The organism is Massilia sp. Masssp93 (assembly GCF_059491295.1).
The window spans coordinates 3284008-3307626 of the sequence record NZ_CP168502.1 but is presented as its reverse complement, the minus strand read 5'-3'; the positions used below and the strand labels follow the sequence as shown (position 1 = coordinate 3307626).

The window sequence follows — 23619 nt, the reverse complement described above, 5'->3', positions numbered from 1 at the left end:
GGCGGTTCGCGCGGTCCCGTGCGCCATCCGCCGTGCGTATTCGTTATATTTAATTCAACAGCCGGCAGCCGCCGGACGACTGTCTGGATGAATGTAGCGAGGACATGAGGGTATCGAACGACTGGTACGTGCGCCTGCGCCTCCACGCGGCGCTGCTCCTGCCCCTGCTGCTGGCGGCCGGCGCCGCCGGGGCCGCGCCGGCCGCCGCCGACGATCCGCTGGGTACAAAAGTGCCGGCCAGGAGCGACGGCGACCGTCCGTACGAGAGCTATGGCGCGGCCGCGCTGGAGATCGTCGCTTTCCAGGCCGCGTTGAACCGTGTCGACCATGCGTTCGTCCGTCCGGACGACTATGGCGTGAGCGTGGGATCGGTCCGCCGCAACCTGCGCAGCAGCTGGGTGGTCGACCGCGACCCGTTCGAGATCAACCAGCTGGGCCATCCGTACCAGGGTTCCATGTATTTCGGCCTCGGGCGCAGCAACGGGCTCACGTTCTGGGAATCGCTGGGCGCCGCGTTTGCCGGCAGCGCGGTGTGGGAGCTCGCCGGCGAGACGACGCCGCCGTCGCGCAACGACCAGATCACCACCAGCTTCGGCGGCAGCTTCCTGGGCGAATCGCTGTACCGCATGGCGAACCTGGTGCTGGAGCAGGGTTACGGCCTGGCGCCGCCATGGCGCGAAGCCGCGGCGGCGGTCGTCTCGCCGCCGCTGGGATTCAACCGCTACGTCCGCCCGGGGCACGGGTCCGGCATCTGGAACAGCAACGACCCGGCCGTGTACGCGCGGCTGCAACTGGGCCTGGGCGGCATCTCGCGCCGCATCGTCGGGCCGTCGCTGGCACCGCGGCGCAACGAGGTCGCGGCCGACTTCGCGCTCGACTACGGCCTGCCCGGCAAGGCCGGCTATACCTATCGCCGGCCTTTCGATTATTTCCTGTTCCGCCTCCGTCTGTCGAACGTCCAGGGCGTCGAAAGCCTGGCGTCGCGCGGCCTGCTGTTCGGCGCCCCGTATGCGGCCGGCCGCGACCTGCGCGGCATCGTCGGGTTGTACGGCAGCTACGACTATCTGGCGCCGGAGGTGTTCCGGGTCGCCAGCACGGGGCTGTCGCTGGGCAGCAACGCGCAGCTGTGGCTGGCCGACGGCGTCGCGCTGCTGGGGCACGCGTCGGCCGGCGTCGGCTATACGTCGACCGGCACCGTCCGCGCCAGCACGGGCGGGCAATACAATTACGGCTTCGCGCCGCAGGCGATGGCGACGCTGCGCCTGACCGGCGGCGACAGGATCGCGCTCGACCTGGCCGCGCGCGAGTTCTTCGACGGCAAGCTGACCAGTCCCGAGACCGCCGGCACCGACCGCGTGTTCCGGGGCGACGCCTCGCTGACGTACCGGCTGGCCGGCCGCCATGCGCTCACGCTCAAGTACATCACGTCGCGCCGGACGCTTGCGTTCACGAACGTCCCGGAACGGCAGCAGCGGCGCGATACGGTCGGCCTTTATTATTCGTACCAGCCGACGCGCGGCTTCGGCGCCGTGGACTGGTGAGCATCCCGTCCGGAACGGCGTGCCGGCGCGCATGGGCGCCTATAATGCGGCGATGAAAGACAATCTATGGGAACTGCTGCCGGCGCGCCGGCAGGTCGGGTTGCGCCGCCTCGAGGCGCCGGGTCCGGACGCCGCCGCCCTGGCGCGCATCCTGCACGCGGCCGCGCAGGCGCCCGACCATGGCCTGCTGCGGCCGTGGCGCTTCGTGCTGATCCCGCAGGGCAGGCGCGCCGACCTCGGCGCCGCCTTCGAGGAAGCGCTGGCGCGGCGCGATCCCGGCGCCGACGCTGCCGCGCGGGCCGCCGCCCGCGAGAAGGCGCAGCACGCGCCGTGCCTGCTGGTGGCGATCCTCGTCGACGCCCCCGCCACGCCCATCCCGACCGCCGAAAAACTCGTGTCGCTGGGCTGCGCCGTCCAGAACATGCTGCTGGCGGCGCAGGCGCTGGGCCTTGGCAGCGGCCTCGCGAGCGGCGCGGCGCTCGACACGCCGGGCATCCGGCGCCTGCTGCGTCTCGAGGCGCACGAGCAGGCCGTCTGCTTCATCGGCCTCGGCACGGCCGCCGTCACGAAACCGCCGCGGGCGCGTCCGCAGCCGGACCAGTTCTTTTCGAGCCTGTGACTTGGCCGCCCGGCCGCGCCGGCGTCGGCCGTGACAAATGTGACATCGCCTGGCGGGCGCCGGGCCGCCAAGTGTCTTCGTTATGACACAGTTTCCGCAAATTAGACGAACATTCCGTGCGGCAATGTTTTATAGTCTAAGGTGTAGAGCTTGATTTTTCTAAAGCTTCCGTCGAGTATTTCGGGTCACTGCCATGAATGCAGCCAAATCACAACATGCCGCGTCCGCGGACCACGGTAGCGCGTACCGGTCGGCCAGGTCCGGCGCGGTTGTCGTGCCGCCTTGCCCCGAGGGTTACGTGGCACTGGAATGGCTCGAACATGCGCCGGGCTTCGTCGCCTGCCTCGTCGGTCCGGATCTCGTGTTCGCCCATGCGAACGACGCCTACAAGCGCCTGGTGGGGCGCGAGGAACTGGTCGGCCTGCCGTTCCACGTCGCGCTGCCGGACGTGGCCGAGCAGGGCGTGTTGCCGCTGTTGAAGTCGGCCCTGGCGACGGGCGAACGGCTGATCCAGTCCGCCCGCCCGGTGCGCCTGGCCAGTTTTGGCGGCGGCACGCAGCTGCGTTACGTCGATTTCGTGGCCCAGCCGATTCCGCACGTCGAGGGCGGCGGCGGCCTGCTGATCCTGGGCAGCGACGTGACGATGGAAACGGTGTCGCAGCGCGACCTGCAGTTCAGCCTGACGCATGACGTGCTCACGGGGCTGCCGAATCACGCGCTGTTTCGCGACCGGCTCGAACACGCGCTGCGGCGCGCCGCACGCGCGCAACGGCCGTTGCAGGTGGCGGCCCTTCACCTCGACCTGTTCAAGCGCGTCAACGCGCTGGTCGGCCACGAGGGCGGCGAGCGCATCCTGCGCGAGATCGCGGGCCGCATCGAACGCGCCGCCGGGCCGGACGTGACGGTCGCGCGCGACAGCGGCGACAAGTTCCTGTTGCTGCTGGAAGGCGACCCGCAGCCGAACGCGGCGGCCAGGATCCAGGACGTGGTCCGGGCCGTGGCGGAACCGTTCGAGCATGCCGAACATGCCATCTACGTGACCTGTTGCGTGGGCGGCGCGGCATTCCCCCTGAGCGGCCAGACGGCCGACAGCCTGTTGCTGGCGGCCGACCGCGCGCTGGCCTGCGCGCAGGAAGCGGGCGCCGGCATGCAGCGCTGGGACGATACCTTGCCCGACGACGCCGGGCTCACGCGGCTCCAGCTGGGCTTCGCGTTGCGCGAAGCGCTGGCGGGCGGCGGCCTGTCCGTGCATTACCAGCCCCGGGTCGACCTCGTCAGCGGCGAGATCTGCGCCGTCGAGGCGTCGGTGTGCCTGGACGGGGAGGGCGCGGCCGTATCGTCCGCCATGTTGAACGGCATCGCGGAAGAATGCGGCTTGAGCGCGGAACTGGGCGACTGGGTGCTGCGCGCCGCCGCCGCGCAAGGCGCGCGCTGGCACGCGATGGGCTATACCGGATTGCGGGTCGCCGTCAACCTGTCGGCGCGCCAGTTCGGCATGCGCGACCTGGAAGGGGCGATCGTGCGCGCGCTGGCCGATGCGGGCCTGCCGGCGTCCTGCCTGGATCTCGGGCTGACCGAGAACCTGCTGGTGGAAGACGTCGACCGCGTGGTCGAAGGCCTGCACGCGCTGCGGCACCTCGGCATCCGCCTGTGCCTCGACGATTTCGGGACCGGCGCCTCCAGCCTCGTCAACCTGCAGCGCCTGCCGGTGGACGTGCTCAAGATCGACGGTTCGTTCCTGCGCCGCGTGCCCGACGACGACGGCGCCGCGGCGGTCGTCGATGCGATCGTCACGATGGGCCACAGCCTGGGCATGCGCGTCGTGGCCGACGGCGTCGAGCGCGAAGGCCAGTGCGAATTCCTGGCGCGCCACATGTGCGACGAGGTGCAGGGCGACTTCGTGTCGCAGCCGGTCCCGTTCGAGGCCATGGCCGCCCTGCTGCAGACCGGGCCGGGGCTGGCGCCGCGGCTGCTGCGCTTCAACCGCACGCAGCCCACGCTGCTGCTGGTGGACGACGAACCGAGCATCCTGTCGTCGCTGCGCCGCCTGTTGCGCGGCGAAGGCTACCGCATCCTGACGGCGAACAGCGGCAGCGAGGGCTTGCAGGTGCTGTCCGAACACACCGTCGACGTGATCGTGTCCGACCAGCGCATGCCGGAGATGACCGGGGTCGAATTCCTGCGCACCGTGCGCCAGTCCTATCCCGATACCGTACGCATCGTCCTGTCCGGCTTCACCGAACTGCAGACGGTGACGGACGCCGTGAACGCCGGGGCGATCTACAAATTCCTGACCAAGCCCTGGGACGACGAACAGCTGCGCAGCCACATCCAGGAAGCCGTGGCCTATGGCGCGATGGCCAACGAGAACCACCTGCTGACGCTGGAGGTGCGCACGGCGAACCAGAAGCTCGCCGCCGTGAACCGCCAGCTCGAGTCGGTGCTGGCGCGCCAGCAAAGCGAAATCGAACGGGGCGAGATCAGCCTGGACATCGTGCACGAGGCGCTCGACAACGTGCCCGTGCCGGTGCTCGCGAGCGACGACCTCGGCATGATCGTGCTGGCCAACCGGGCCGCGCTGACCCTGTTCGCCGGACGGGGACAGGTGCTGGGCTGCGACGTCCGGCAACTGTTCCCCGGCCTGCCGGACCGGTTGCCCGCGGGCGAGGTGTTGTCGTTCGAGCACCATGTGGGCGGCAAGCGGTTCGCGGCCGACCTGCGGCCGATGGGCAGCGGCAGCCAGTCGCGCGGCTGGCTGATCGCCTTCGCCGCGCCCGAGAGCGATGGCGGCGCCGCGCAGCCGGCGGCGTGAACTTCCGATCGATCCATAGAACAGAGAGCGTCAGAATCCATGAAACGTTTCCGTGTAGTTCCCATCGACGAGGCCCGCGAGGGCGTCCTGCTGTCCGATGACGTCCGGGACGACGACGGCAACATCGTGCTTCCCCGGGCGACGGCGCTGAGCGGGGCGATGATCCGGACCCTGGCGCGGCGCGGCATCGGGGCGGTGCGGATCGTCGACGAAGCGCTGACGGAGGAACAGCTGGGCGCCGAGCGCCTGCGCGTGCAGGCGCGGCTGTCCTGGCTGTGCCGCCATGCGGGCGACGGCCGGGCGATCGGCCTGTTGCGCACCGTGGTCGAACAATACCGGATGGCGGGGCTGGCATGACGGCGGTCGACCTCGCCCCGGTGGTGACGAGCCTGCGCGACCTGCCGGTGCTGCCGTCCATCGTGCTCGACCTGATCCATTCCTTCGAGCGCGACGACGTCGACGTGACGACCCTGGCGGAAAAGATGTCGCGCGACCAGGCCCTGGCCGCGAAGCTGCTGCGCCTGGCGAATTCGTCGTTCTACGGCCTGGCCGCGAAGGTCAAGACGGTCAAGCAGGCGATCGTCGTGCTCGGCTTCGACAGCGCGCGGGCGCTGGCCGTGGCCAGCCGCATCATCGACGGCTTCAACGGCAGCGGCTGCCCGCGGGTCGACGTGGCGGATTTCTGGCGCCATTCGATCGCGACCGCGCTGTGCGCGAAAAACCTCGCGCGCCAGGCCGGCCTCGACCAGGACGCCGCGTTCATCGCCGGCCTGTTGCACGACATCGGCCGGCTGGTGCTGGCGATCAGTTTCCCTGACCGGTATGCGGAGGTGCTCGACGACTGCGAGCGCAACGACGCGACCATCTACGCGGCCGAGCTGCGCGTGTTCGGCCTGGACCACCAGCGCGCCGGCCAGATGCTGGCCGAAGCGTGGAAGTTCCCGCCCCTGATCCAGCGCGCGATCGGCCAGCATCATGCGCCGGCCGGCGCCGACCTGGGCGATCTGCCCGGCGTCGTGCACGCGGCCAACGCAATGGTCCACGCGCTCGAGCTGGGCGGGGGACGGCATGTCGCCGTGCCGCGCCTGCTCGACACGGCCTGGGACAGCCTCGGCCTGACGCCGGAGCACCTGCTGGCCGTCTGCCGCGAGACGGAAGGGCAGTTCGACGAAGCATGCCGGCTTTTAATGTAGGACCAGATCATGAACGACAACGTCGATATGGTGGCGATGAACCGCGAATCGGTCGAGGCGGAACTGCTGCGCCGCAACCAGGAACTCACCGAGCTGAACGAGAAGCTCTCGATGGCGCAGGCGCAACTGCTGCAATCGGAAAAGCTGGCGTCCATCGGCCAGCTCGCGGCCGGCGTCGCGCACGAGATCAACAACCCGATCAGCTTCGTGTTTTCCAACTTCGGTACGCTGGGAACCTATGTCGACAACCTGTTGCGCATGCTGGTCCGCTACGAACAGGCCGAGCGCTTCATCGCCGATCCCGGCGTGCTGAAGGACATCGCCGCCCTGCGCGAGCAGGTCGACCTCGATTTCCTGCAGGACGACATCCTGGTCCTGATGTCGGAGTCGCGCGAGGGCATCGACCGGGTGCGCAAGATCGTCCAGGACCTCAAGGATTTCTCGCGCGTGGACGCGCACCAGGAATGGCAATGGGCCGATCTCCATCACGGCATCGACTCGACGCTCAACATCGTCAATAATGAAGTCAAGTACAAGGCCGACATCGTCAAGGAATACGGGGCCATCCCCGAGGTCGAGTGTCTGCCGTCCCAGATCAACCAGGTCATCATGAACATCGTCGTCAACGGCGCCCAGGCCATCGACGGGCCGCGCGGGCGCATCACGATCCGCACCGGCACCGTCGAAGATCACGTGTGGATCGAGATCGCCGACAACGGCTGCGGCATCCCGCCCGCGATCCGGTCGCGCATCTTCGATCCGTTCTTCACGACCAAGCCCATCGGGACCGGGACGGGCCTCGGCCTCTCGTTGTCGTACGGCATCATACAAAAACACCGCGGCCGCATCGACGTGCAGAGCGAGGAAGGCGCCGGTACGGTCTTCCGCATCGAGCTGCCGATCCGGCACGTCGAGGACGACGACGCGACGGAGGCGCAGCCATGAACATGACCGCCACCATGAGGTCGGACGAGCCCGCGGGCACGATCCTGTGCGTCGACGACGAACCGAACATCCTGGCGTCGCTGCGGCGCCTGTTCCGCCGGGAAAATTACAAGGTCCTGTGCGCGGGCAGCGCGGCGGCCGGCTGGGCCGTGCTGGAAGAGGAACACGTCGACATCGTGATTTCCGACATGCAGATGCCGGAAGTGAACGGCACCGAATTCCTCGAGCGCGTGCGCCAGCGCTGGCCCGGCACCCTGCGCCTGCTGCTGACGGGCCACGCCGACCACGAAGCCACCATCGGCGCGATCAACCGCGGCGAGGTCTACCGCTACATCACGAAGCCGTGGAACGAGGAAGCCATCCTGCTCGTGGTGCGCGACGCGCTGGAACGCCAGGCGTTGCAACGCGAAAAAGAGCGGCTGGAAGAACTGACCAAGCAGCAGAACGACCAGCTGCGCGACCTGAATGCGACGCTCGAGCAGCGCGTGCGCGACCGGACGGCGGAACTCAGTTCGGCCCAGAAATCCCTGCAGGCATCGCACGAGCGGCTCAAGACCAACTTCCTCACGCTCATCAAGGTGCTGTCGGGCCTGGTCGAGACGCGCGGCGGCGCCGTGCCCGGACACGGCCGCCGGATCGCCGACCTCGGACGCCGCATCGCCCTGCGCATGGGCTTGTCCGCGCGCGAGGCACAGGACGTGTTCGTGGCCGGCCTGCTGCATGAAATCGGCAAGACCGGGTTTCCCGACACGCTGATCGGCGTGCCGGAATCGGTGCTGAAAGGGGATCACCTGGGGCAGTACCGCAAATATCCCCACCTCGGCGAGCAATTGCTTATGCCGCTCGAGGAATTACGCGAACCGGCGCGCATCATCCGCGCCCACCGCGAGCGCTTCGACGGCGCCGGCTTTCCGGAAGGCGTGGCCGGTTTCGACATTCCGCTCGGCGCCCGCATCCTGGCCGTGGCCCACGATTTCGAAGCGCTGCAGCAGGGCGTGCTCGTACAGCGGCGCACGGACGCCGCGGCGGCAACCGAACTCGTGGCGGAAAGCCGCGGCAAGCGGTACGATCCCGCCGTCGTCGAAGCGTTCTACGACATCCGGACGGGACGCAGCGTCGCCGAGGAAATCGCCGACGTCGCCATGGGCGTGGCGCAGCTCAAGCCGGGCATGGTGCTCAGCCGCGACCTGCTGTCGCCGGACGGCGCGCTGCTGTTGTCGGCCGACCATGTCCTCTCCGACCGCATGCTGAAACAGCTCACCGAATTCGAGCGCCGCTCGGGCAATCAATTGCAACTCTTCGTGAAATCAGGAACCGCCGATGCGCCGCATTCTCATTCTTGACGACGAACCCTCCGTGCTGAATGCCCTGCGCCGTACGCTGCGCGCGGCATTTCCGGAGGACGTCGTCATTGAAGCCTTCGACGAGCCGGAAGCGGCCGTCCACCGCGCCGGCGAGCAGGACTTCGACGTCGTCATCTCCGACTACCGCATGCCGGGCCTCAACGGGGCCGACGTGCTCCAGCTGGTCAAGGGACTGCAGCCGGACGCGATCCGCGTCGTCGTCAGCGCCACCACCGAAGTCCTCGACGTCCTCAATGCCGTGAACCGCGCCGAAGTGTTCCGCTACCTGGCCAAGCCATGGCTGCAGGAAGAATTGGTCGCGACGGTCACCGAAGCGTTCGCGCGCCGCGACGGGCAGCTGCGCGCGAAGCAGCCGGCGGCCGCCGTGCCGGCGGCGCCGGCGGCCGGCGCGCACGACGACGTGCTGCGCCAGCTCGAACGGGATGAGCCGGGCATCACCCGGGTCGACTGGGACGAACACGGGAACATCCGCCTGTTCTGACCCGACGGCGTCGGCCGGCAGCAGGCCGTTTCTCCGGGCATTGGCATATCAATGTTTCAGGGGTAATATGTGTTGCATCAGGGAATTTTGTTTAAATGCGGCGGAGTGACATCTCATGGGTTTTTTTTCTCGTTTAGTGGGCGGATCGGATGGCGGCGCCAACCAGGCTGCGGCTGCGGCCGCCAGTGCCCAGGAGCAGGAGCAGCAGGCGGAACGCATCAGTCATGACATCGACGCCGCCTACTACCGCTGGCTGACCGGGTCCGCCAGGTTCGACGCGCCCGCCGAGGTGCAGACCGCGATCCTCGACCAGGTCCGCGCGCTGGCCGCGCGTCCGGCCGATGCGGCCGAACTGGTGCCGCGCGTGCCGGAAGTGATTCCCAAGCTGTTGCAGAGCCTGGCCGAGGAAGACGTGTCGGCCTCGGAGCTGTCGCGTCTCGTCGTGCAGGACGTCGTGCTCGTGGCGGAAGTGATCCGCGAAGCCAACAGCGCGTATTACCGTCCGATGACGCAGGTGAAAACGGTCGAGGCCGCCATCATGATGCTCGGCCAGAACGGCCTGCGCATGCTGCTGGCCCGCGTCGCGTTCCGGCCCGTCATCAAGATGCAGGCCGAGGGATTCTCGAAACGGGTGGCGCCGCACGTGTGGGGCCAGTCCGAGCGCTGCGCGCTGGCCGCGAGCCTCGTCGCGCCCGGCCTCACCGCCGGCGTGTTCGAAGCCTACCTGGCCGGCCTGATGCAGAACGTCGGGCTGATCGTCGCATTCCGCCTCGCCGACCGCCTGTGCCAGAACGGCACCATCCCCGGGTCCACCGACTTCGGCATCGAATTGCTGGCCTGCGGGCGGCAGATGTCGGCCGGGATCGCGCGCCACTGGGAATTTCCGCCAGAGGTCACGGATGCGATCGCGCAGGCGGGCGACCCGGACGGGCCCTACCTCGCGCAGGCGCTCAGCCTGGGCGACCGCATCGCCAAGCTGCGCCTCCTGCTCGACGCCGGCGTCGTGGCCGAGGACGACGCGCTCGTGACGGAGGGCCTGGACAGTTTCCAGCGCCGCTGCCTGGGCAAGCTGAGCCACGTGGAAGGCTGAGTCCGGATTGCACCGGTAACCGCAGTTGCGGCCAGGAATGTCAATTTTTCGCAACAATATATCGATAACGTTTGTCGTTTAATTTACGACACAAACGCCGGTTTTGACGCGCCTCTATGCGCTCATCTGCAATTTATTGTCAGAAATTTCATGAATTCAGCGGATTCTGGCCCCCGCCGGGCGGGCGCGGGCCGTACGTACGCGTGCGGCGCGCACGGACTCGGTGAGACGCGGGCGCCAAGGTCCGCTACGATCAGACTCAGGTGAGACAGTGCCATCGGTCGCATGGCCCTCACGTCGACAGGAGTGCACCATGATTTCCTCCGCTTTTGCGCCCGAAGCGGCCCGGCAACCGGACACGGCCCCGGCAGGACTGCAGGTCCTCGAATTCATTTGCCGGGGACAGCGCTTCGCCGTGCCGCTGGCGTCCGTGCGGCGGGCCGTGCTCAGCGCGCGGCCGGTGCCGCTGCCGGGGGCGGCGGACATCGTGCTCGGCGTGCTCGACGTGGGCGGCGAGACCGTGACCGTCCTCGACTTCGCGCGCCGCGCCTGCGGCCGCCCGACGGCCATCACACCCACGCAACAATTCCTCATCGTCGAGTCGAACGGTTTTCCGTGCGCACTCGTCGTCGACAGCATCGTCGGCCCGGGCACGGCGCCAGCGGCGGCCGCCTGGCCCGCCGCCGCGGGTTCGGCCGGCTTCGTAGACCGCGCGCTCCACTTGCCCGACGGCCTGTGCCTGGTGATCGAACCGGCGCGCTTCCTGTTCGACCACGAACGGGCGCAACTGGCCCAGGCGCTGGCAGGAGCCGCTGGTGAACGCCACTGAACACGCCGTCCCCATGGCGGGCGTCCCGGCGGCGGGCGCGCCCGTGGCCGGCGTGCTGGACCTGGCCGCGCAGCGGATCGAGGCCGAGACGGGCCTGGCCTTCGCCGGCGCCAAGCGCAGGCAGTTCGACGCCGCGCTGGGCCGGATGGCCGAGGCGCTCGGCCTGCCGGGCGCGCCGGCGTGCGCATCGTGGCTGCTGGCCGGTCCGTGGGACGACGCCCGCAGCGCCCTGTGCGCGCGCTTCCTCACCGTCGGCGAAACCTATTTCTTCCGCGAGCCCCGCGCCCTCGACCTGGTCTGCGACTACGCGCTGGCGCACCTCGCGCGCGCCGAGGCCAGGCCCCTGCGTATCTGGAGCGCCGGCTGCTGCACCGGCGAGGAACCGTATTCGATCGCGATGACGCTGCGGCGCCGCGTGCCGCGGCTTCCGCCCGCCGACGTGACGATCCTCGCCACCGACCTGAACGAGGCGTTCCTCGACTTCGCGCGCGAAGGCAAGTATCGGCGCTGGTCGTTCCGCCGCAGCGACCCGGCCGACCTGGCGGCATTTTTCCGGCCGCTCGCCGACGGCCGCTTCGAGATCGACCCGCAACTGCGCGAGCAGATCCGCTTCGCCGGCCTGAATCTCGCCACCGGCGCGTATCCGTCCGCCGCCACCGGAACGCTGGCGATGGACGTCATCTTTTGCCGCAATGTGCTCATGTATTTCGGGCCGGAGCAGGTCAAGCGCGTGATCGAGCGCCTGCGCGACTGCCTCGTCGACGGCGGCTGGCTCGTGGTCAATGCGAGCGAGGCGTCGACCCAGTTGTTCGCCGGTTTTACGCCGGTGTACCACGAGGATGCGGTGTTCTTCCGCAAGGGTGCGCCGCCCGCGCCCGCGCCCGCGCCGGTGCCGTCCACGGTCGCGGCGCCGGTTTTCACGCCGCCCGTCGCGGCGCCCGCCGCGGCACAAAGGCCGCATCCCGCGCAGCCATCCGCGCCGCTGATCGCGCCGGTCGTGGCGGCGCCCGATTCCGCCATGGCGCGCGTGCGGGCGCTGGCCGACGCGGGCCGGCGCGAGGAAGCGCTGCAATGCCTGCGCCGCGCCGTCGAGGCGGAGGCGTCGTCGGCCCCGCTGCAGCAGGACGCGGCGCTGTTCGCGCTCGAACACGGCGACCGCACGCTGGCGCGGCATTGCCTGCGGCGCCTGCTGTACCTCGAACCGGACAGCGCCATCGGCCATTACCTGGCCGCGCTGATCGAAGACGCCGCGGGCCGGCGGCCGCGCGCACGCAGCCTGCTGCGCGATTGCGGCCGGCTGGCGGCCGACCCCGACCTGCGCGGCGCCGTCCAGCATTGGCTGGAGCGCCTGTCATGACGGACCTGCCGAACGACATCCCCGCCTTCGACTGGGCCGCCTTGTCGCGCCGGCTCGAGGCGGCCGCCGCCGCGCTGGCCGCGCTCGACCGCGCCGATCCGGCCGCCCAGGAACGCCTGCTCGCCGACCGCGCCGCCGCGCTGGCCGCCATCGCCGCCGCGCCGGCGCAGGAACCGGCCGGCGGCGTGGAGGTGCTGGCATTCCGCTGCGGCGGCGAGCGCTATGCGTTCGACACCGCGTGGGTCGCACGCGTGCTGCCGTTGCTGCCCCTGACCCTGCTGCCCGGCGTGCCGGATCACGTGGCCGGCATCACGATGTGGGAGGGCGAGGTGCTGGCCGTGCTCGACCTGCGCGTGCTGCTTGCCCTGCCGTTGTCCGAACTGGCCGAACCCGGCGCCCTCGTCGTGCTGCGCGGCGAGGACAACCGGTTCGCCGTGCTGGCCGACGCGATCGACGGCGCCCGCCGTTTCGCCCCCGAAGACATGGGCCACAGCCTGCCGATGCTGGCCGACCCGGACGCCAGCTATCTGCTGGGCGTCGCCCGAGACCGCACCGCGCTGCTCGACGCGCGGCGCCTGCTTGCCGATACCACCCTGGTCGTGAATGCGGACCACTGATACTGGAGATTTTTCATGCCCACGCTTGCCGACCTGTCCACCCGCGCGAAACTGATGCTCGGTTTCGGCCTGCTCGTCGTGGCGATGGCGCTGACCAGCGCCTCGTCCTACGCCGGCCTCGCGCGCCAGCGCGCGGCGCAGCAACAGCTGTTCAATGACGACCTGGCGATCGTGCTCAAGGTGCTGGAACTGCGCGGCGCGATCAACCGCGAGCGCGTGGCCCTGTTGTCGACGCTGGTCGCCGGCAGCACCACGCAGGCGGGCTTCGGGCGCCAGCTGGAAGCGGAAGAGGCCACGATCCGCGGCCTGCTGGGCGACCTGGCTGCATTCACGCAGACGGACCAGGGTTTTGCCGCCGACTATGCGCGCCTGGCCGGCGCGTACAAGGACTACGGCGGCGTGCGCGACAGCGACGTGCTGGCGGCCGTCAAGGCGGGCCAGCGCGCCACCGCCGGGGAAGCGGCGACGGGGCGGCTCCAGAACACGTTCGACCGGCTCAAGGGCATCGCCGACGACATCGGCGCGAAGCAGCTGGCGCAGGCGCAGGAGCGCATGCGCGACGGCGCGGCGCTCGTGGAGAACGCGGGCGCCACGCTGATCGCCGTGAACCTGGCGGCCGTGCTGCTGGCGATCGTCCTGGCGTACTGGCTCAACCGCGCGATCGCGACGCCGCTGCGCCAGGCGACGGTGGTGGCCGCGCGCATCGCGACCGGCGACCTGCGTGTCGACGTGCCGGCCAACGGCAGCCGCGACGAGGTGGGACAGTTGCTGCGTGCGCTGGACGGCATGGTCCGGTCGTGGCGCGGCCTGGCCGCCGAGACCACCAGCGGCGTCGCCACGCTGACCGGCGCCGCCAGCGAGATCATGTCCAGCAGCGCGCAGGCGGCGGCCAGCACGGCCGAGACGGCGGCCGCCGTCAGCGAGACCACGGCCACGGTCGAGGAGGTCAAGCAGACGTCGCTGCTGGCGTCCGAAAAATCGCGCGCCGTGTCCGACGCGGCGCAGCAGGCGGCGCGCACGGCCGCCGACGGCCGCCGCGCGCTGGAGGAGAGCATGAAGGGCATGCAGACCATCCAGGAAAAAATGGAAGCGATCGCCGGCACGGTCGTGCGCCTGTCCGAACGCAGCCACGCGATCGGCGAAATCACCGCGACCGTCGCCAGCCTGGCCGAGCAGTCGAACCTGCTGGCCGTGAACGCGGCGATCGAGGCCGCCAAGGCCGGGGAGCACGGCAAGGGGTTCGCGGTGGTGGCGCAGGAGGTCAAGAGCCTGGCGGAGCAGTCGCGCCAGGCCACGCGCCAGGTGCGCGAGATCCTCGGCGAGATCCAGAAGAGCGTGGGCGCGGCCGTGATGATCACGGAGCAGGGCGCCAAGACGGTGGCGCAGGGCGTCGAGCAGACGACCCAGGCCGGGCAGGCGATCCGCGGGCTGACGGACAACATGACGGAGGCCGCGCAGGCGGCCGTGCAGATCGCCGTGTCGAGCCAGCAGCAGCTGGCCGGCATGGACCAGGTGGCGCTGGCGATGGAGAACATCCAGCAGGCCAGCGCGGAAAATGCGGCCGGCTCGCGCCAGGCGGAGGCGTCGGCCCGCAACCTGCATGCGCTGGGGCTGTCGCTGCGCCAGACCATGGACCGCTTCCAGCTGTGACCGCGCGATGACCGACGAGCAGTTCCAGCAGCGATTGCGCGGCATCTTCACCGAAGAGGCGCGCGAGCACCTGGCGCAGATCGACGTCGGGCTGGTCGCGCTCGAGCAGGCGCCCGAGCCCCAGCGCGCCGCGCTGCACGAGCGCGTCCTCAAGGTGCTGCACACGCTCAAGGGCGCGGCGCGCACCGTCGACGAGCTCGAACTGGAGCGGCTGTGCCACGCGCTGGAAGGCGTGCTGGCGGCGGCGCGCGAGACCGGCGCGCACGCGACGGCCGAACAGTTCGACCTGCTGCACAAGGCCGCCGCCGCCGCGCGCCAGGTCGTCGATGCGCCGGGCCTGCGCAGCCGCAAGGTGGCGGGCCTGCTGGCGGCGCAGGTCGATGCCGCCGCGCGCGCGCTGCCGGCGCAGGCGTCCGCCCGGCCGGCGCCGGCCGACGCGCCGCTGCCCGCTGCCGCCGCCGGCGTGCCCGTGCCGGCGGCGGCGCCGGACCACGGTGCGGACGACGAACCGGACGACGAACCGGACGACGAACCGGACGACGGCACCGCCGACGCGACCGACGAAGACCCGGGCGAACGCATCCGCGTCGACGGCCGCTGCATCGATTCGATCCGCGCCCACGCCGAGGCGCTGCTGCCGGTCGAACTCAAGCTGCGCCACCACGTCGAGGAATTGCGCGGGATCGCGGCCGGGATCGCGACCCGGCGGCGCGAAGGACCGGCCGCCATCGGCGCCGACGACGGCGCGGACCTGGAACTCGCGTGCACCCGGCTGGCCGCGCGACTGGAACACACGGGCAAGGAGCTGCACGGCGTGCGCGCGCGCCTGTTCGACGCCGCGCTGGAAACGGCGCTGGTGCCGTCCGCCGCGGCGCTGAACGAGTTGCCGGCGCTCGTGCGCAACCTGGCGCGCGGGCACGGCAAGGAGGTCCGGCTCGAGACCCGGGGCGCCGACGTGGACATCGACCGCCGCGTGCTGGGCGTCGTGCGCGAAGCGCTGATCCACCTCGTCACCAATGCGGTCGACCACGGGATCGAGGCGCCCGCGCAGCGCACCGGGGCCGGCAAGGACCCGGTGGGCCGCATCGAGATCGTCGTCGCCCAGCGCGATGCGCGGATGGTGTCGGTGCGGGTCGCCGACGACGGCGCGGGCATCGATATCGAGGCCGTCGCGCAGGCGGCCGCCCGGCGCACGGGGCTGACGGACGCCGAGCTGGCGCAGATGAGCGAGCAGCAGCGCGTGCACCTGGCGCTGCGCGCCGGCGTGTCGACCCGCGCCGAGGTCACGCCCGTGTCCGGACGGGGCGTGGGGCTGGCGATCGTGGCCGACAAGGTGGCGGCCAGCGGCGGCCAGCTCGTGGTCGCGACGGCGCCCGGCGCCGGCGCGTCGTTCGAACTGCTGCTGCCGGTGGGCGTGGCGAGCCTGCGCGCGCTCGTCGTCGACGTCGCCGGCGCGCGCTACGCCGTGCCGCTGGCGGGCCTCGAAGCGGTGCGCAGCGAGGCGCAGGCCGAGATCCGCACGGTCGAGGGCAGGGAAACCGTGCTGGCGGGGACGCGGGTGCTGCCGCTCGTGCGGCTCGCCGCGCTGTTCGGGACGGCCCGGCCCGGGCAGGAGGAGGGCCGCGGCGTCGTGATCGTCGCGACGGCGGGCGGCCAGTCGTTCGGCATGCTGGCCGACGCCATCGTCGCCGAGCAGGACCTGCTGCCCAAGAGCTTCGGCCCGCTGTTGCGCCGCGTGCGTTATTTCAGCGGGGCGGCGCAACTGGGGGACGGCATGCTGGCGCCCGTGATCGCGCTGGACGACGTCGCCGCGCGCGGGCTGACCGGCACGTCCGGCGCGCCGGCGGCGGCGGCGCCGGTGGCCGGGCCGCGGCGCGTGCTCGTCGTCGAGGATTCCGTCACGTCGCGCCTGCTGCTCAAGCACATCCTGGAAGGCGCCGGATGCGGCGTCGACACGGCGGTCGACGGCCTGGACGCGTTGTCGCGGCTGCGCGCCGGCCATTACGACGCGGTCGTCAGCGACGTCGAGATGCCGAACATGGACGGCCTGGCGCTCACCGCCGCGATCCGGGCCAATCCGGCCACGGCCGAGCTGCCGGTGATCCTGGTGACGTCGCTGCAGACGCCGGAACAGCGCGAGGCGGGTCTGCGCGCCGGCGCGGACGCCTATTTCACCAAGGGCAGCTTCGACCAGGACCGCCTGCTGGCGACCGTGCGCCGGGTCGCGGGGATGGAGGCGCCATGATCCGGGTCCTCGTCGTCGACGATTCGAATTCGGTGCGCGAACTGCTCGTGCACATCCTCGGCACGGCGCCCGGCCTGGCGGTGGTGGGCTGCGCCGCCGACGGCGAGGAGGCGCTGCGGATGGCGCACGAACTCAGTCCGGACGTGATCACGATGGACCTGCAGATGCCGCGCATGGACGGCTACGAGGCGATCCGCCGCATCATGCAGGCGTGCCCGACGCGCATCGTCGTCGTCAGCGGCAGCGACGACCGGGCCGAGGTCGACGCCAGCTTCCGTGCGATCGAGGCGGGCGCGCTGGTGCTGGTGCGGCGTCCGTACGGCGTCGGCAATCCGGCGCATGCCGACAGCGCCCGCGCGCTCGTGCGCACCGTGAAGGCGATGGCCGAGGTGCGGGTGGTGCGGCGCTGGGGCGATGCGCGGCGCGCGGCGCGGCCGCTGCATGGATCGGCGCGGCGGCTGGTCGCCATCGGCGCGTCGACCGGCGGACCGACCGTCCTGCGCGACATCCTGGCCGAACTGCCGGCCGGCTTTCCGCTGCCCGTGGTGATGGTCCAGCACCTCGCACCCGGCTTCATGGACGGCCTGGCCGCGTGGCTGGCCGACGCCGCCGGCTATCCGGTGGAGGTGATCCAGGACGGCATGCCGCTGGCCGGCGGGCGGGCCTACCTCGTGCCCGAAAGCTGGCAGGCGGCCATCGGTCCGGGACTCGTGTGCCGGCTGCTGCAGGCGCCGCCGGAACACGGCATGTGCCCGTCCGTGTCCTACCTGTTCCGCAACATCGATGCCGAACTGCGCCCGGCCACCGCGGCCGTCCTCCTGACCGGCATGGGCAAGGACGGGGCGGCGGAACTCAAGCAGCTGCGCGAGCAGGGCGCGCTGACGATCGCCCAGGACCGCGCCAGCTCCGTCGTGTACGGCATGCCCGGCGAAGCCTTGCGCCTCGACGCCGCGATGCTGGTGCTCGAGCCGGCGGAAATCGGCAAGGTGCTGGCGCGCCTGCCCGCCGAGCCGTTTCCGTCCACCGTTTTTCCAACGAATGGAGACCCCCCATGAACCCGTCTCCCGACAACGCGCATGACATCGAGATCCTGGTGGTGGAGGACAGCGCCACCCAGGCCCGCCAGCTGGCGCAACTGCTGGCCAAGGCCGGCTTTCGCGTGCGCGTGGCCGTCGACGGCCGCGCGGGCCTGGAGGCCGCGCGCGAGCGTGCGCCCACGCTGATCGTGACCGACATCGCGATGCCGCGCATGGACGGCTTCGAGATGTGCCAGGCGATCAAGAAGGACGAGGCGCTGCGCGACATCCCGGTGATCCTGCTCACGTCCCTCTCCAGCCTGTACGACGTGATCAAGGGCCTGGACTGCGGCGCCGACAACTTCATCCGCAAGCCGTTCGAGGCCGACTACCTGCTGGGCCGCATCCGCTTCATCCTGGCCAACCGCGCGCTGCGTTCCAACGAGCGGGTGCAGCTGGGGATGAAGATCAGCCTGGGCGGCCAGACCCATTTCATCACCGCGGAACGCCAGCAGATCTTCGACCTCCTGATCTCGACGTACGAAGAAGCGATCCACATGACGGAGCAGCTGCGTACCCAGCAGGAACGCATCAAGCATTCCTACCAGTCGCTCGAAGGGCTGTACCGCGTCGCCGAGGCGATCAACCCGGTGCTGTCGGAACAGGACGTGGCCGAGCGCGCGCTCGACCGCGTGCTGGACCTGCCGGGCGTGACGGGTGCGACGATCCGGCTGCTGGGTGTCGACGGCCGGCCCGCGTTCGCCGTCGCCCGCGACGCCGCCGGCGCCGCGGTGGCGCCATGCGAGTGCACGGTCGTGCCGGGCCAGCCGGCCGGCTGGCGCGCGCCACGTGCCGTGGGGAGCCCAGCCTGCGCGTGCCGCTCACCACCGGCGTGCGCAGTCGCGGGATGATGTGCCTGACCCTCGGCGACGGGGCGCTCGCCGACGACGACCGCCAGGTGCTGGAGACGGTCGGCAGCCAGATCGCCGTCGCGATCGAACGCGCGCACCTGTACGGGAACATGGAACGGCTGGTGGACGAACGCACGGCGGCGCTGGAGTCGGAGCGCGCGCTGCTGTCGGCCGTCGTGAACCTGTCCGGGGCCCTCGTCTGCGTGTTCGACGGCGACGGCAATATCCGCCTGTTCAACCCGGCCTGCGAACAGAGTTCTGGCTGGCGCGCGGACGAGGTGCTGGGCCGGCCGTTCCGCGACCTGTTCCGCCGCGCCGACAACGCGCCCGTGGAATTCAACGCGTCGCCGGCCGGCGCCGTTCCCGTGCAGCAGAGCGGCGAATGGCTCGCGCGCGACGGCAGCGTGCGTTCCGTGATCTGGTCCTCGACGATGCTGCGCCGCGCCGACGGCTCGGTGCAATACGTGGTCACGACCGGGATGGACGTGACGGAGCTGCGCCGCGCCGAGGAAAAGCTGCGCTACCTTTCCAACTTCGACCGCGAGACCGGCCTGCCGAACGACGTGCTGCTGCGCGACCGCGTGCGCCAGATGCAGGCGCGCGTCGCCGACGGCAAGCCGCTGCTGGGCTACATGCTGCTGCGGATGACGCGCCTGCAGGTGATCCGCGCCAGCCTGGGACTGGAGGCCGAACAGGCGCTGCTGCGCCAGGCCGCGTCGCGCCTGAGCGAACTGGCGCACGGCGATCTGACGGTCGCGCGCACGGGCGAGCGCACGTTCGCGCTCGCCGCGCTGCGCACGAACGAGGCGGAGCTGGCCGCGCTGGCGCGCCAGGTGCTGGAGACGATGGACGGGATCTACGTCTACGGGGACGAAGAGCTGCACCTCGATCCGTGCGTCGGCATCGCGCTGTTCCCGAACGACGCCGACGACTACGACGGCCTCAACCAGGACGCCGAGGCGGCGCTGCAGCGCGCGCTGGCCAGCAAGGACGAGCGCTACGCCTTCTATCGTCCGGAACTGAACGACGGCGTGTACGAGCGCTTCCGCTTCGAAAACGCCTTGCGGCGCGCGCTCGAACGCGGCGAGCTGACCGTGTACTACCAGCCGCAGGCGAGCCTCTCCACGGGGCGGATCGTCGGCTTCGAGGCGCTGCTGCGCTGGCAGCATCCGGAACAGGGGCTGATCCCGCCGGGGCGCTTCATCGCGCTGGCGGAAGAGACGGGCCTGATCCTGGCCATCGGCGAGCGCGTGCTGCGCCAGGCCTGCGAACAATGCCGCGCGTGGCAGCGCGACGGGCTGCGCGCGGTGCCGGTCTCGGTCAACCTGTCGGCGCGCCAGTTCTCGGAACGGATCGTGGACACGGTCGGCCGCATCCTCGCGGAGACGGGGCTGGAGCCCCGGCTGCTCGAACTGGAGCTGACCGAAAGCGCGTCGATGGAAGATCCGCAGAAGACCGTCGACATCCTGTGCAAGCTGAAGGACATGGGCGTGCGCCTCGCGATCGACGATTTCGGCACCGGCTACTCGAACCTGAATTACCTCAAGCGCTTCCCGGTCGACCGGCTCAAGCTCGACCAGTCGTTCGTGCGCGACCTGACCTCCGATCCGGACGACCTGGCGATCTCGCGCGCCGTGATCGCCATGGGGCACGGCCTGCGGCTCGACGTGATCGCGGAAGGCGTGGAGACGGAAGGGCAGCTGGCGCTGCTGGCGCAGAACGGCTGCGACGAGATCCAGGGTTATCTGTTCGGACGCCCCGCGCCCGCGGACGACTGCGCGCGCATGCTGCGCGAGGACAAGGCGCTCGCGCTGGACGCCCTGCAGCCGCAGCCCTACCATCGCACGCTCCTGTACGTGGACGACGAGGTCAACCTGCTGGCCGCGATCCGGCGCGCCATGCGCCACAGCGGCTACCGCGTGCTGGTGGCGGCCAGCGCGCGCGAGGCGTTCGAGCTGCTTGCCACCACCGAGGTCGGGGTGATCGTGTGCGACCAGCGCATGCGCGGCATGAGCGGCACCGAATTCCTCGCGCGCGTGAAGCAGATGTATCCGCACGCGGTGCGCATGGTGCTGTCCGGGTACACGGACCTGCAGTCGGTCACGGATGCGGTGAACCGGGGCGCGATCTTCAAGTTCCTGACCAAGCCGTGGATCGACGAGGAGCTGGACGAGGCGGTGCGCGAGGCGTTCGCCGAATTCGAAGCGAAACGGGGGACGGCGCCGGCCCATCCGTGAGGCGGCGGGGCGTGCTATCGCGCTTTTGGATACCGGCCCGGCCAATTCATATAGCTGGGCGCGGGAGGGCTGGCCCATACTAGGGGTTTCCCTTTCGACATCCTCGACAACGACCGATCTCGTGACCATGACGCTCATTCCCCGTTCCCTCTCCATCATCGCGTGCGGCGTGGCGCTGCTGTGCGGCGCCGCACAGGCGGCCGACATGCCCGTGCGCGAACGCCTCTCGTTCGACGCCGGCTGGCGCTTCGCGAAAGGCGATCCGGCCGGCAGCGGCCAGCTCGACGACGCCAGGCTCAAGGACCCGGCGACGGCCATTCCCGCCGCGCAGCCGGGTTTCGACGACGCCGCGTGGCGCAAGCTCGACCTGCCCCACGACTGGGGCATCGAGGGACCGTTCAAGCAGGCATACCCGGGCGAGACGGGCAAGCTGCCGTGGTGGGGCGTGGGCTGGTACCGCAAGCACTTCACCTTGCCGGCGGGCGACGCCGGCCGCCGCGTCTACCTGGACATCGACGGCGCCATGTCGCACGCCGCCGTCTGGGTCAACGGGCATTACGTCGGCGGCTGGCCGTACGGCTATGCGTCGTGGCGCGTGGACCTGACGCCGTATGCGAAGCCGGGCAGCGACAACGTCGTGGCGATCCGGCTCGACAACCCGCCGGATTCGTCGCGCTGGTATCCGGGCGGCGGCATCTACCGCAACGTCTGGCTCGTCAAGACGGCGCCCGTGCACGTGGCGCAGTACGGCACGTTCGTGACGACGCCGCAGGTGACGAAGGACTCGGCCACCGTCTCCGTGCAGACGACGGTGGAGAGCGACGGCCAGGCGGCGCAGGTGCAGGTCGCGACCGAGATCTACCTGCTCGACGCGGCCGGCAAGCGCGGCGCGGCGCCGGTCGCGCGCCAGACGGCGTCGGCGCCGGCCAAGGTCGTGGCGGACCGCGAGGCCCAGCTCACGCAGACCTTGACGGTGCCGCAGCCGCGCCTGTGGAGCATCGCGACGCCGCAGCGCTACGTGGCCGTCACGACCGTCACCGACAACGGCAAGGTGACGGACGTCGTCGAGACCCCTTTCGGCATCCGCACCGCCGTGTTCGATCCGGCGCGCGGCTTCATCCTGAACGGCAAGCGCGTGCCGCTGCAGGGCGTGTGCATGCACCACGACATGGGCGCGCTGGGCACGGCGATCAATGTGCGCGCGCTGGAACGCCAGCTTGAACTGCTGCGCGAGATGGGCACGAACGCGATCCGCACCAGCCACAACCCGCCGGCGCCCGAGCTGCTGGACCTGGCCGACCGCATGGGCTTCGTCGTGCTCGACGAAGCGTTCGACATGTGGCAGATCCCCAAGAAGCCGAACGACTACCACCTGCTGTTCGACGAATGGCACGAGAAGGACTTGCGCGCGCAGATCCGGCGCGACCGCAGCCACCCGAGCGTGATCGCCTGGAGCATCGGCAACGAGATCCCGGAGCAGGGCAAGCCGGAAGGCTGGAAGCTGGCCGCGCGACTGGCCGAGATCGCGCGCGGCGAAGACCGCACGCGCCCCGTCACGATGGCGGACAACCACGTCGATTCGGCATATAACGGCTTCCAGAACGTCGTCGACCTGTTCGGCTACAACTACAAGCCGGGCCTGTACGGCAAGGTGCATGCGGCCGCGCCTTACCTGCCGCTGTTCGGCAGCGAGACGGCATCGACGATCAGCTCGCGCGGCGAATACTTCTTCCCCGTCAGCGACGACAAATCGAAAGGCGCGGCCAACTTCCAGGTCAGCAGCTACGACCTGACGGCGCCGCCGTGGGCCACGACGCCCGACGCCGAATTCAAGGGCCAGGACGACAACCCGTTCGTGGCCGGCGAATTCGTGTGGACCGGCTTCGACTACCTGGGCGAGCCGACGCCGTACAACGACGACGCGTCGAACCTGCTGAACTTCACCGACCCCGCCCAGCAGGCGCGGGCCGCGCAGGAACTGGCGACGATGAAGAAGATCGCGATGCCGTCGCGCAGCTCGTACTTCGGCATCATCGACCTGGCCGGCTTCAAGAAGGACCGCTTCTACCTGTACCAGGCCCGCTGGCGCCCGGACCTGCCGATGGCGCACCTGCTGCCGCACTGGAACTGGCCGGAGCGCGTGGGCCAGGTGACGCCGGTGCACCTGTACACGTCCGGCGACGAGGCGGAGCTGTTCCTGAACGGTAAATCGCTCGGCCGCAAGAAGCGCGGTCCGCGCGACTACCGCCTGCGCTGGGACGACGTCGTGTACCAGCCGGGTACGCTGAAAGCCGTCGTCTACAAGCACGGCAAGCGCTGGGCCGAGGACACCGTCGCCACGACCGGCAAGCCGGCCAGGCTGCTGCTGTCGGCCGACCGCGCCAGGCTCGCGGCCGACGGCAAGGACCTGGCGTTCGTGACGGTCACCGTCGCCGACAAGGACGGCCACCAGGTGCCGCGCTCGCACGACCGCATCACCTTCACCCTGTCCGGGCCGGGCGAGATCGTCGCGACCGACAACGGCGACGCGACGAACCTGGAGCCGTTCCAGTCGCATGAGCGCAACGCGTTCAACGGCCTGGCGCTGGCGATCGTGAAGACGCGCGCCGGGGAGGGCGGCAAGCTGACCCTGACGGCCAGCGCCGACGGCCTGGCACCGACCCAGGTGACGCTGGACAGCCAGCCGCAGTAAAGGCGGGAGCGTGCGCGGAC

Annotated in this window: 18 protein-coding genes; all 18 read left to right on the top strand. The window is 70.4% G+C overall.

What is annotated here, in order from left to right; all coding sequences use genetic code 11:
* The first annotated feature begins 104 nt into the window (after positions 1–104).
* The 18 genes from ACEN9Q_RS13550 to galB all read left to right on the top strand — a co-directional run bounded on the left by ACEN9Q_RS13550 (position 105) and on the right by galB (position 23599).
* Positions 105–1541, top strand: coding sequence for a DUF3943 domain-containing protein (locus tag ACEN9Q_RS13550; RefSeq protein WP_495628818.1), 1437 nt, complete (start codon positions 105–107; stop codon positions 1539–1541).
* Between the two features lie 52 nt (positions 1542–1593).
* Positions 1594–2160: a nitroreductase family protein gene (locus ACEN9Q_RS13545; protein WP_495628817.1), complete on the top strand. Its 567-nt coding sequence runs from the start codon at positions 1594–1596 to the stop codon at positions 2158–2160.
* A gap of 298 nt (positions 2161–2458) precedes the next feature.
* Entirely contained in the window at positions 2459–4972 is a 2514-nt protein-coding gene (locus ACEN9Q_RS13540) for an EAL domain-containing protein (RefSeq protein WP_495628816.1), read from the top strand.
* Between the two features lie 39 nt (positions 4973–5011).
* Complete coding sequence (locus ACEN9Q_RS13535) at positions 5012–5329, top strand: hypothetical protein (RefSeq protein ID WP_056440158.1); 318 nt, start codon at positions 5012–5014, stop codon at positions 5327–5329.
* Positions 5326–6165 carry an HDOD domain-containing protein gene (locus tag ACEN9Q_RS13530; protein WP_495628815.1) on the top strand — a complete coding sequence of 280 codons (840 nt, stop codon included), beginning with the start codon at positions 5326–5328 and terminating at the stop codon, positions 6163–6165. Before ACEN9Q_RS13535 ends, ACEN9Q_RS13530 begins: the two co-directional genes overlap by 4 nt.
* A 9-nt stretch (positions 6166–6174) precedes the next feature.
* Entirely contained in the window at positions 6175–7110 is a 936-nt protein-coding gene (locus ACEN9Q_RS13525) for an ATP-binding protein (protein ID WP_495628814.1), read from the top strand.
* Complete coding sequence (gene nosR, locus ACEN9Q_RS13520; protein ID WP_056440152.1) at positions 7107–8453, top strand: response regulator c-di-GMP phosphodiesterase, NosR family; 1347 nt, start codon at positions 7107–7109, stop codon at positions 8451–8453. The genes ACEN9Q_RS13525 and nosR overlap by 4 nt, the downstream gene beginning before the upstream one ends.
* Entirely contained in the window at positions 8431–8955 is a 525-nt protein-coding gene (locus ACEN9Q_RS13515) for a response regulator (protein WP_495628813.1), read from the top strand. Before nosR ends, ACEN9Q_RS13515 begins: the two co-directional genes overlap by 23 nt.
* 115 nt (positions 8956–9070) lie before the next feature.
* Positions 9071–10045: an HDOD domain-containing protein gene (locus ACEN9Q_RS13510; RefSeq protein WP_495628812.1), complete on the top strand. Its 975-nt coding sequence runs from the start codon at positions 9071–9073 to the stop codon at positions 10043–10045.
* A gap of 313 nt (positions 10046–10358) precedes the next feature.
* Entirely contained in the window at positions 10359–10874 is a 516-nt protein-coding gene (locus tag ACEN9Q_RS13505) for a chemotaxis protein CheW (RefSeq protein WP_495628811.1), read from the top strand.
* Complete coding sequence (locus tag ACEN9Q_RS13500; RefSeq protein WP_495628810.1) at positions 10861–12231, top strand: CheR family methyltransferase; 1371 nt, start codon at positions 10861–10863, stop codon at positions 12229–12231. The genes ACEN9Q_RS13505 and ACEN9Q_RS13500 overlap by 14 nt, the downstream gene beginning before the upstream one ends.
* Positions 12228–12848 (top strand): chemotaxis protein CheW, encoded by a 621-nt coding sequence (locus tag ACEN9Q_RS13495; RefSeq protein WP_495628809.1) that lies wholly within the window; start codon positions 12228–12230, stop codon positions 12846–12848. Before ACEN9Q_RS13500 ends, ACEN9Q_RS13495 begins: the two co-directional genes overlap by 4 nt.
* A 15-nt stretch (positions 12849–12863) precedes the next feature.
* Positions 12864–14498 (top strand): methyl-accepting chemotaxis protein, encoded by a 1635-nt coding sequence (locus ACEN9Q_RS13490; RefSeq protein WP_495628808.1) that lies wholly within the window; start codon positions 12864–12866, stop codon positions 14496–14498.
* A 7-nt stretch (positions 14499–14505) separates the two neighbouring features.
* Positions 14506–16743: a hybrid sensor histidine kinase/response regulator gene (locus ACEN9Q_RS13485; protein ID WP_495628807.1), complete on the top strand. Its 2238-nt coding sequence runs from the start codon at positions 14506–14508 to the stop codon at positions 16741–16743.
* Positions 16740–17798 (top strand): chemotaxis protein CheB, encoded by a 1059-nt coding sequence (locus tag ACEN9Q_RS13480; RefSeq protein WP_082547870.1) that lies wholly within the window; start codon positions 16740–16742, stop codon positions 17796–17798. Before ACEN9Q_RS13485 ends, ACEN9Q_RS13480 begins: the two co-directional genes overlap by 4 nt.
* Positions 17795–18670, top strand: coding sequence for a response regulator (locus tag ACEN9Q_RS13475; RefSeq protein WP_495628806.1), 876 nt, complete (start codon positions 17795–17797; stop codon positions 18668–18670). Before ACEN9Q_RS13480 ends, ACEN9Q_RS13475 begins: the two co-directional genes overlap by 4 nt.
* The gene (locus tag ACEN9Q_RS13470; protein WP_495628805.1) at positions 18667–20907 is read left to right on the top strand and encodes an EAL domain-containing protein; all 2241 of its coding nucleotides are present in this window, start codon (positions 18667–18669) and stop codon (positions 20905–20907) included. The genes ACEN9Q_RS13475 and ACEN9Q_RS13470 overlap by 4 nt, the downstream gene beginning before the upstream one ends.
* Before the next feature lie 127 nt (positions 20908–21034).
* The gene (gene galB, locus ACEN9Q_RS13465) at positions 21035–23599 is read left to right on the top strand and encodes a beta-galactosidase GalB (RefSeq protein ID WP_495628804.1); all 2565 of its coding nucleotides are present in this window, start codon (positions 21035–21037) and stop codon (positions 23597–23599) included.
* The last annotated feature ends 20 nt before the right edge of the window (positions 23600–23619 follow it).

Bases quoted from the DNA above. Each gene is read 5' to 3' on its own strand.
- ACEN9Q_RS13490 (WP_495628808.1), top strand. From the start codon at position 12,864: ATGCCCACGCTTGCCGACCTGTCCACCCGCGCGAAACTGATGCTCGGT.
- ACEN9Q_RS13470 (WP_495628805.1), top strand. From the start codon at position 18,667: ATGATGTGCCTGACCCTCGGCGACGGGGCGCTCGCCGACGACGACCGC.
- ACEN9Q_RS13485 (WP_495628807.1), top strand. From the start codon at position 14,506: ATGACCGACGAGCAGTTCCAGCAGCGATTGCGCGGCATCTTCACCGAA.
- ACEN9Q_RS13505 (WP_495628811.1), top strand. From the start codon at position 10,359: ATGATTTCCTCCGCTTTTGCGCCCGAAGCGGCCCGGCAACCGGACACG.
- ACEN9Q_RS13475 (WP_495628806.1), top strand. From the start codon at position 17,795: ATGAACCCGTCTCCCGACAACGCGCATGACATCGAGATCCTGGTGGTG.
- ACEN9Q_RS13525 (WP_495628814.1), top strand. From the start codon at position 6,175: ATGAACGACAACGTCGATATGGTGGCGATGAACCGCGAATCGGTCGAG.
- ACEN9Q_RS13495 (WP_495628809.1), top strand. From the start codon at position 12,228: ATGACGGACCTGCCGAACGACATCCCCGCCTTCGACTGGGCCGCCTTG.
- galB (WP_495628804.1), top strand. From the start codon at position 21,035: ATGACGCTCATTCCCCGTTCCCTCTCCATCATCGCGTGCGGCGTGGCG.
- ACEN9Q_RS13480 (WP_082547870.1), top strand. From the start codon at position 16,740: ATGATCCGGGTCCTCGTCGTCGACGATTCGAATTCGGTGCGCGAACTG.
- ACEN9Q_RS13530 (WP_495628815.1), top strand. From the start codon at position 5,326: ATGACGGCGGTCGACCTCGCCCCGGTGGTGACGAGCCTGCGCGACCTG.
- ACEN9Q_RS13535 (WP_056440158.1), top strand. From the start codon at position 5,012: ATGAAACGTTTCCGTGTAGTTCCCATCGACGAGGCCCGCGAGGGCGTC.
- ACEN9Q_RS13545 (WP_495628817.1), top strand. From the start codon at position 1,594: ATGAAAGACAATCTATGGGAACTGCTGCCGGCGCGCCGGCAGGTCGGG.
- nosR (WP_056440152.1), top strand. From the start codon at position 7,107: ATGAACATGACCGCCACCATGAGGTCGGACGAGCCCGCGGGCACGATC.
- ACEN9Q_RS13510 (WP_495628812.1), top strand. From the start codon at position 9,071: ATGGGTTTTTTTTCTCGTTTAGTGGGCGGATCGGATGGCGGCGCCAAC.
- ACEN9Q_RS13515 (WP_495628813.1), top strand. From the start codon at position 8,431: ATGCGCCGCATTCTCATTCTTGACGACGAACCCTCCGTGCTGAATGCC.
- ACEN9Q_RS13550 (WP_495628818.1), top strand. From the start codon at position 105: ATGAGGGTATCGAACGACTGGTACGTGCGCCTGCGCCTCCACGCGGCG.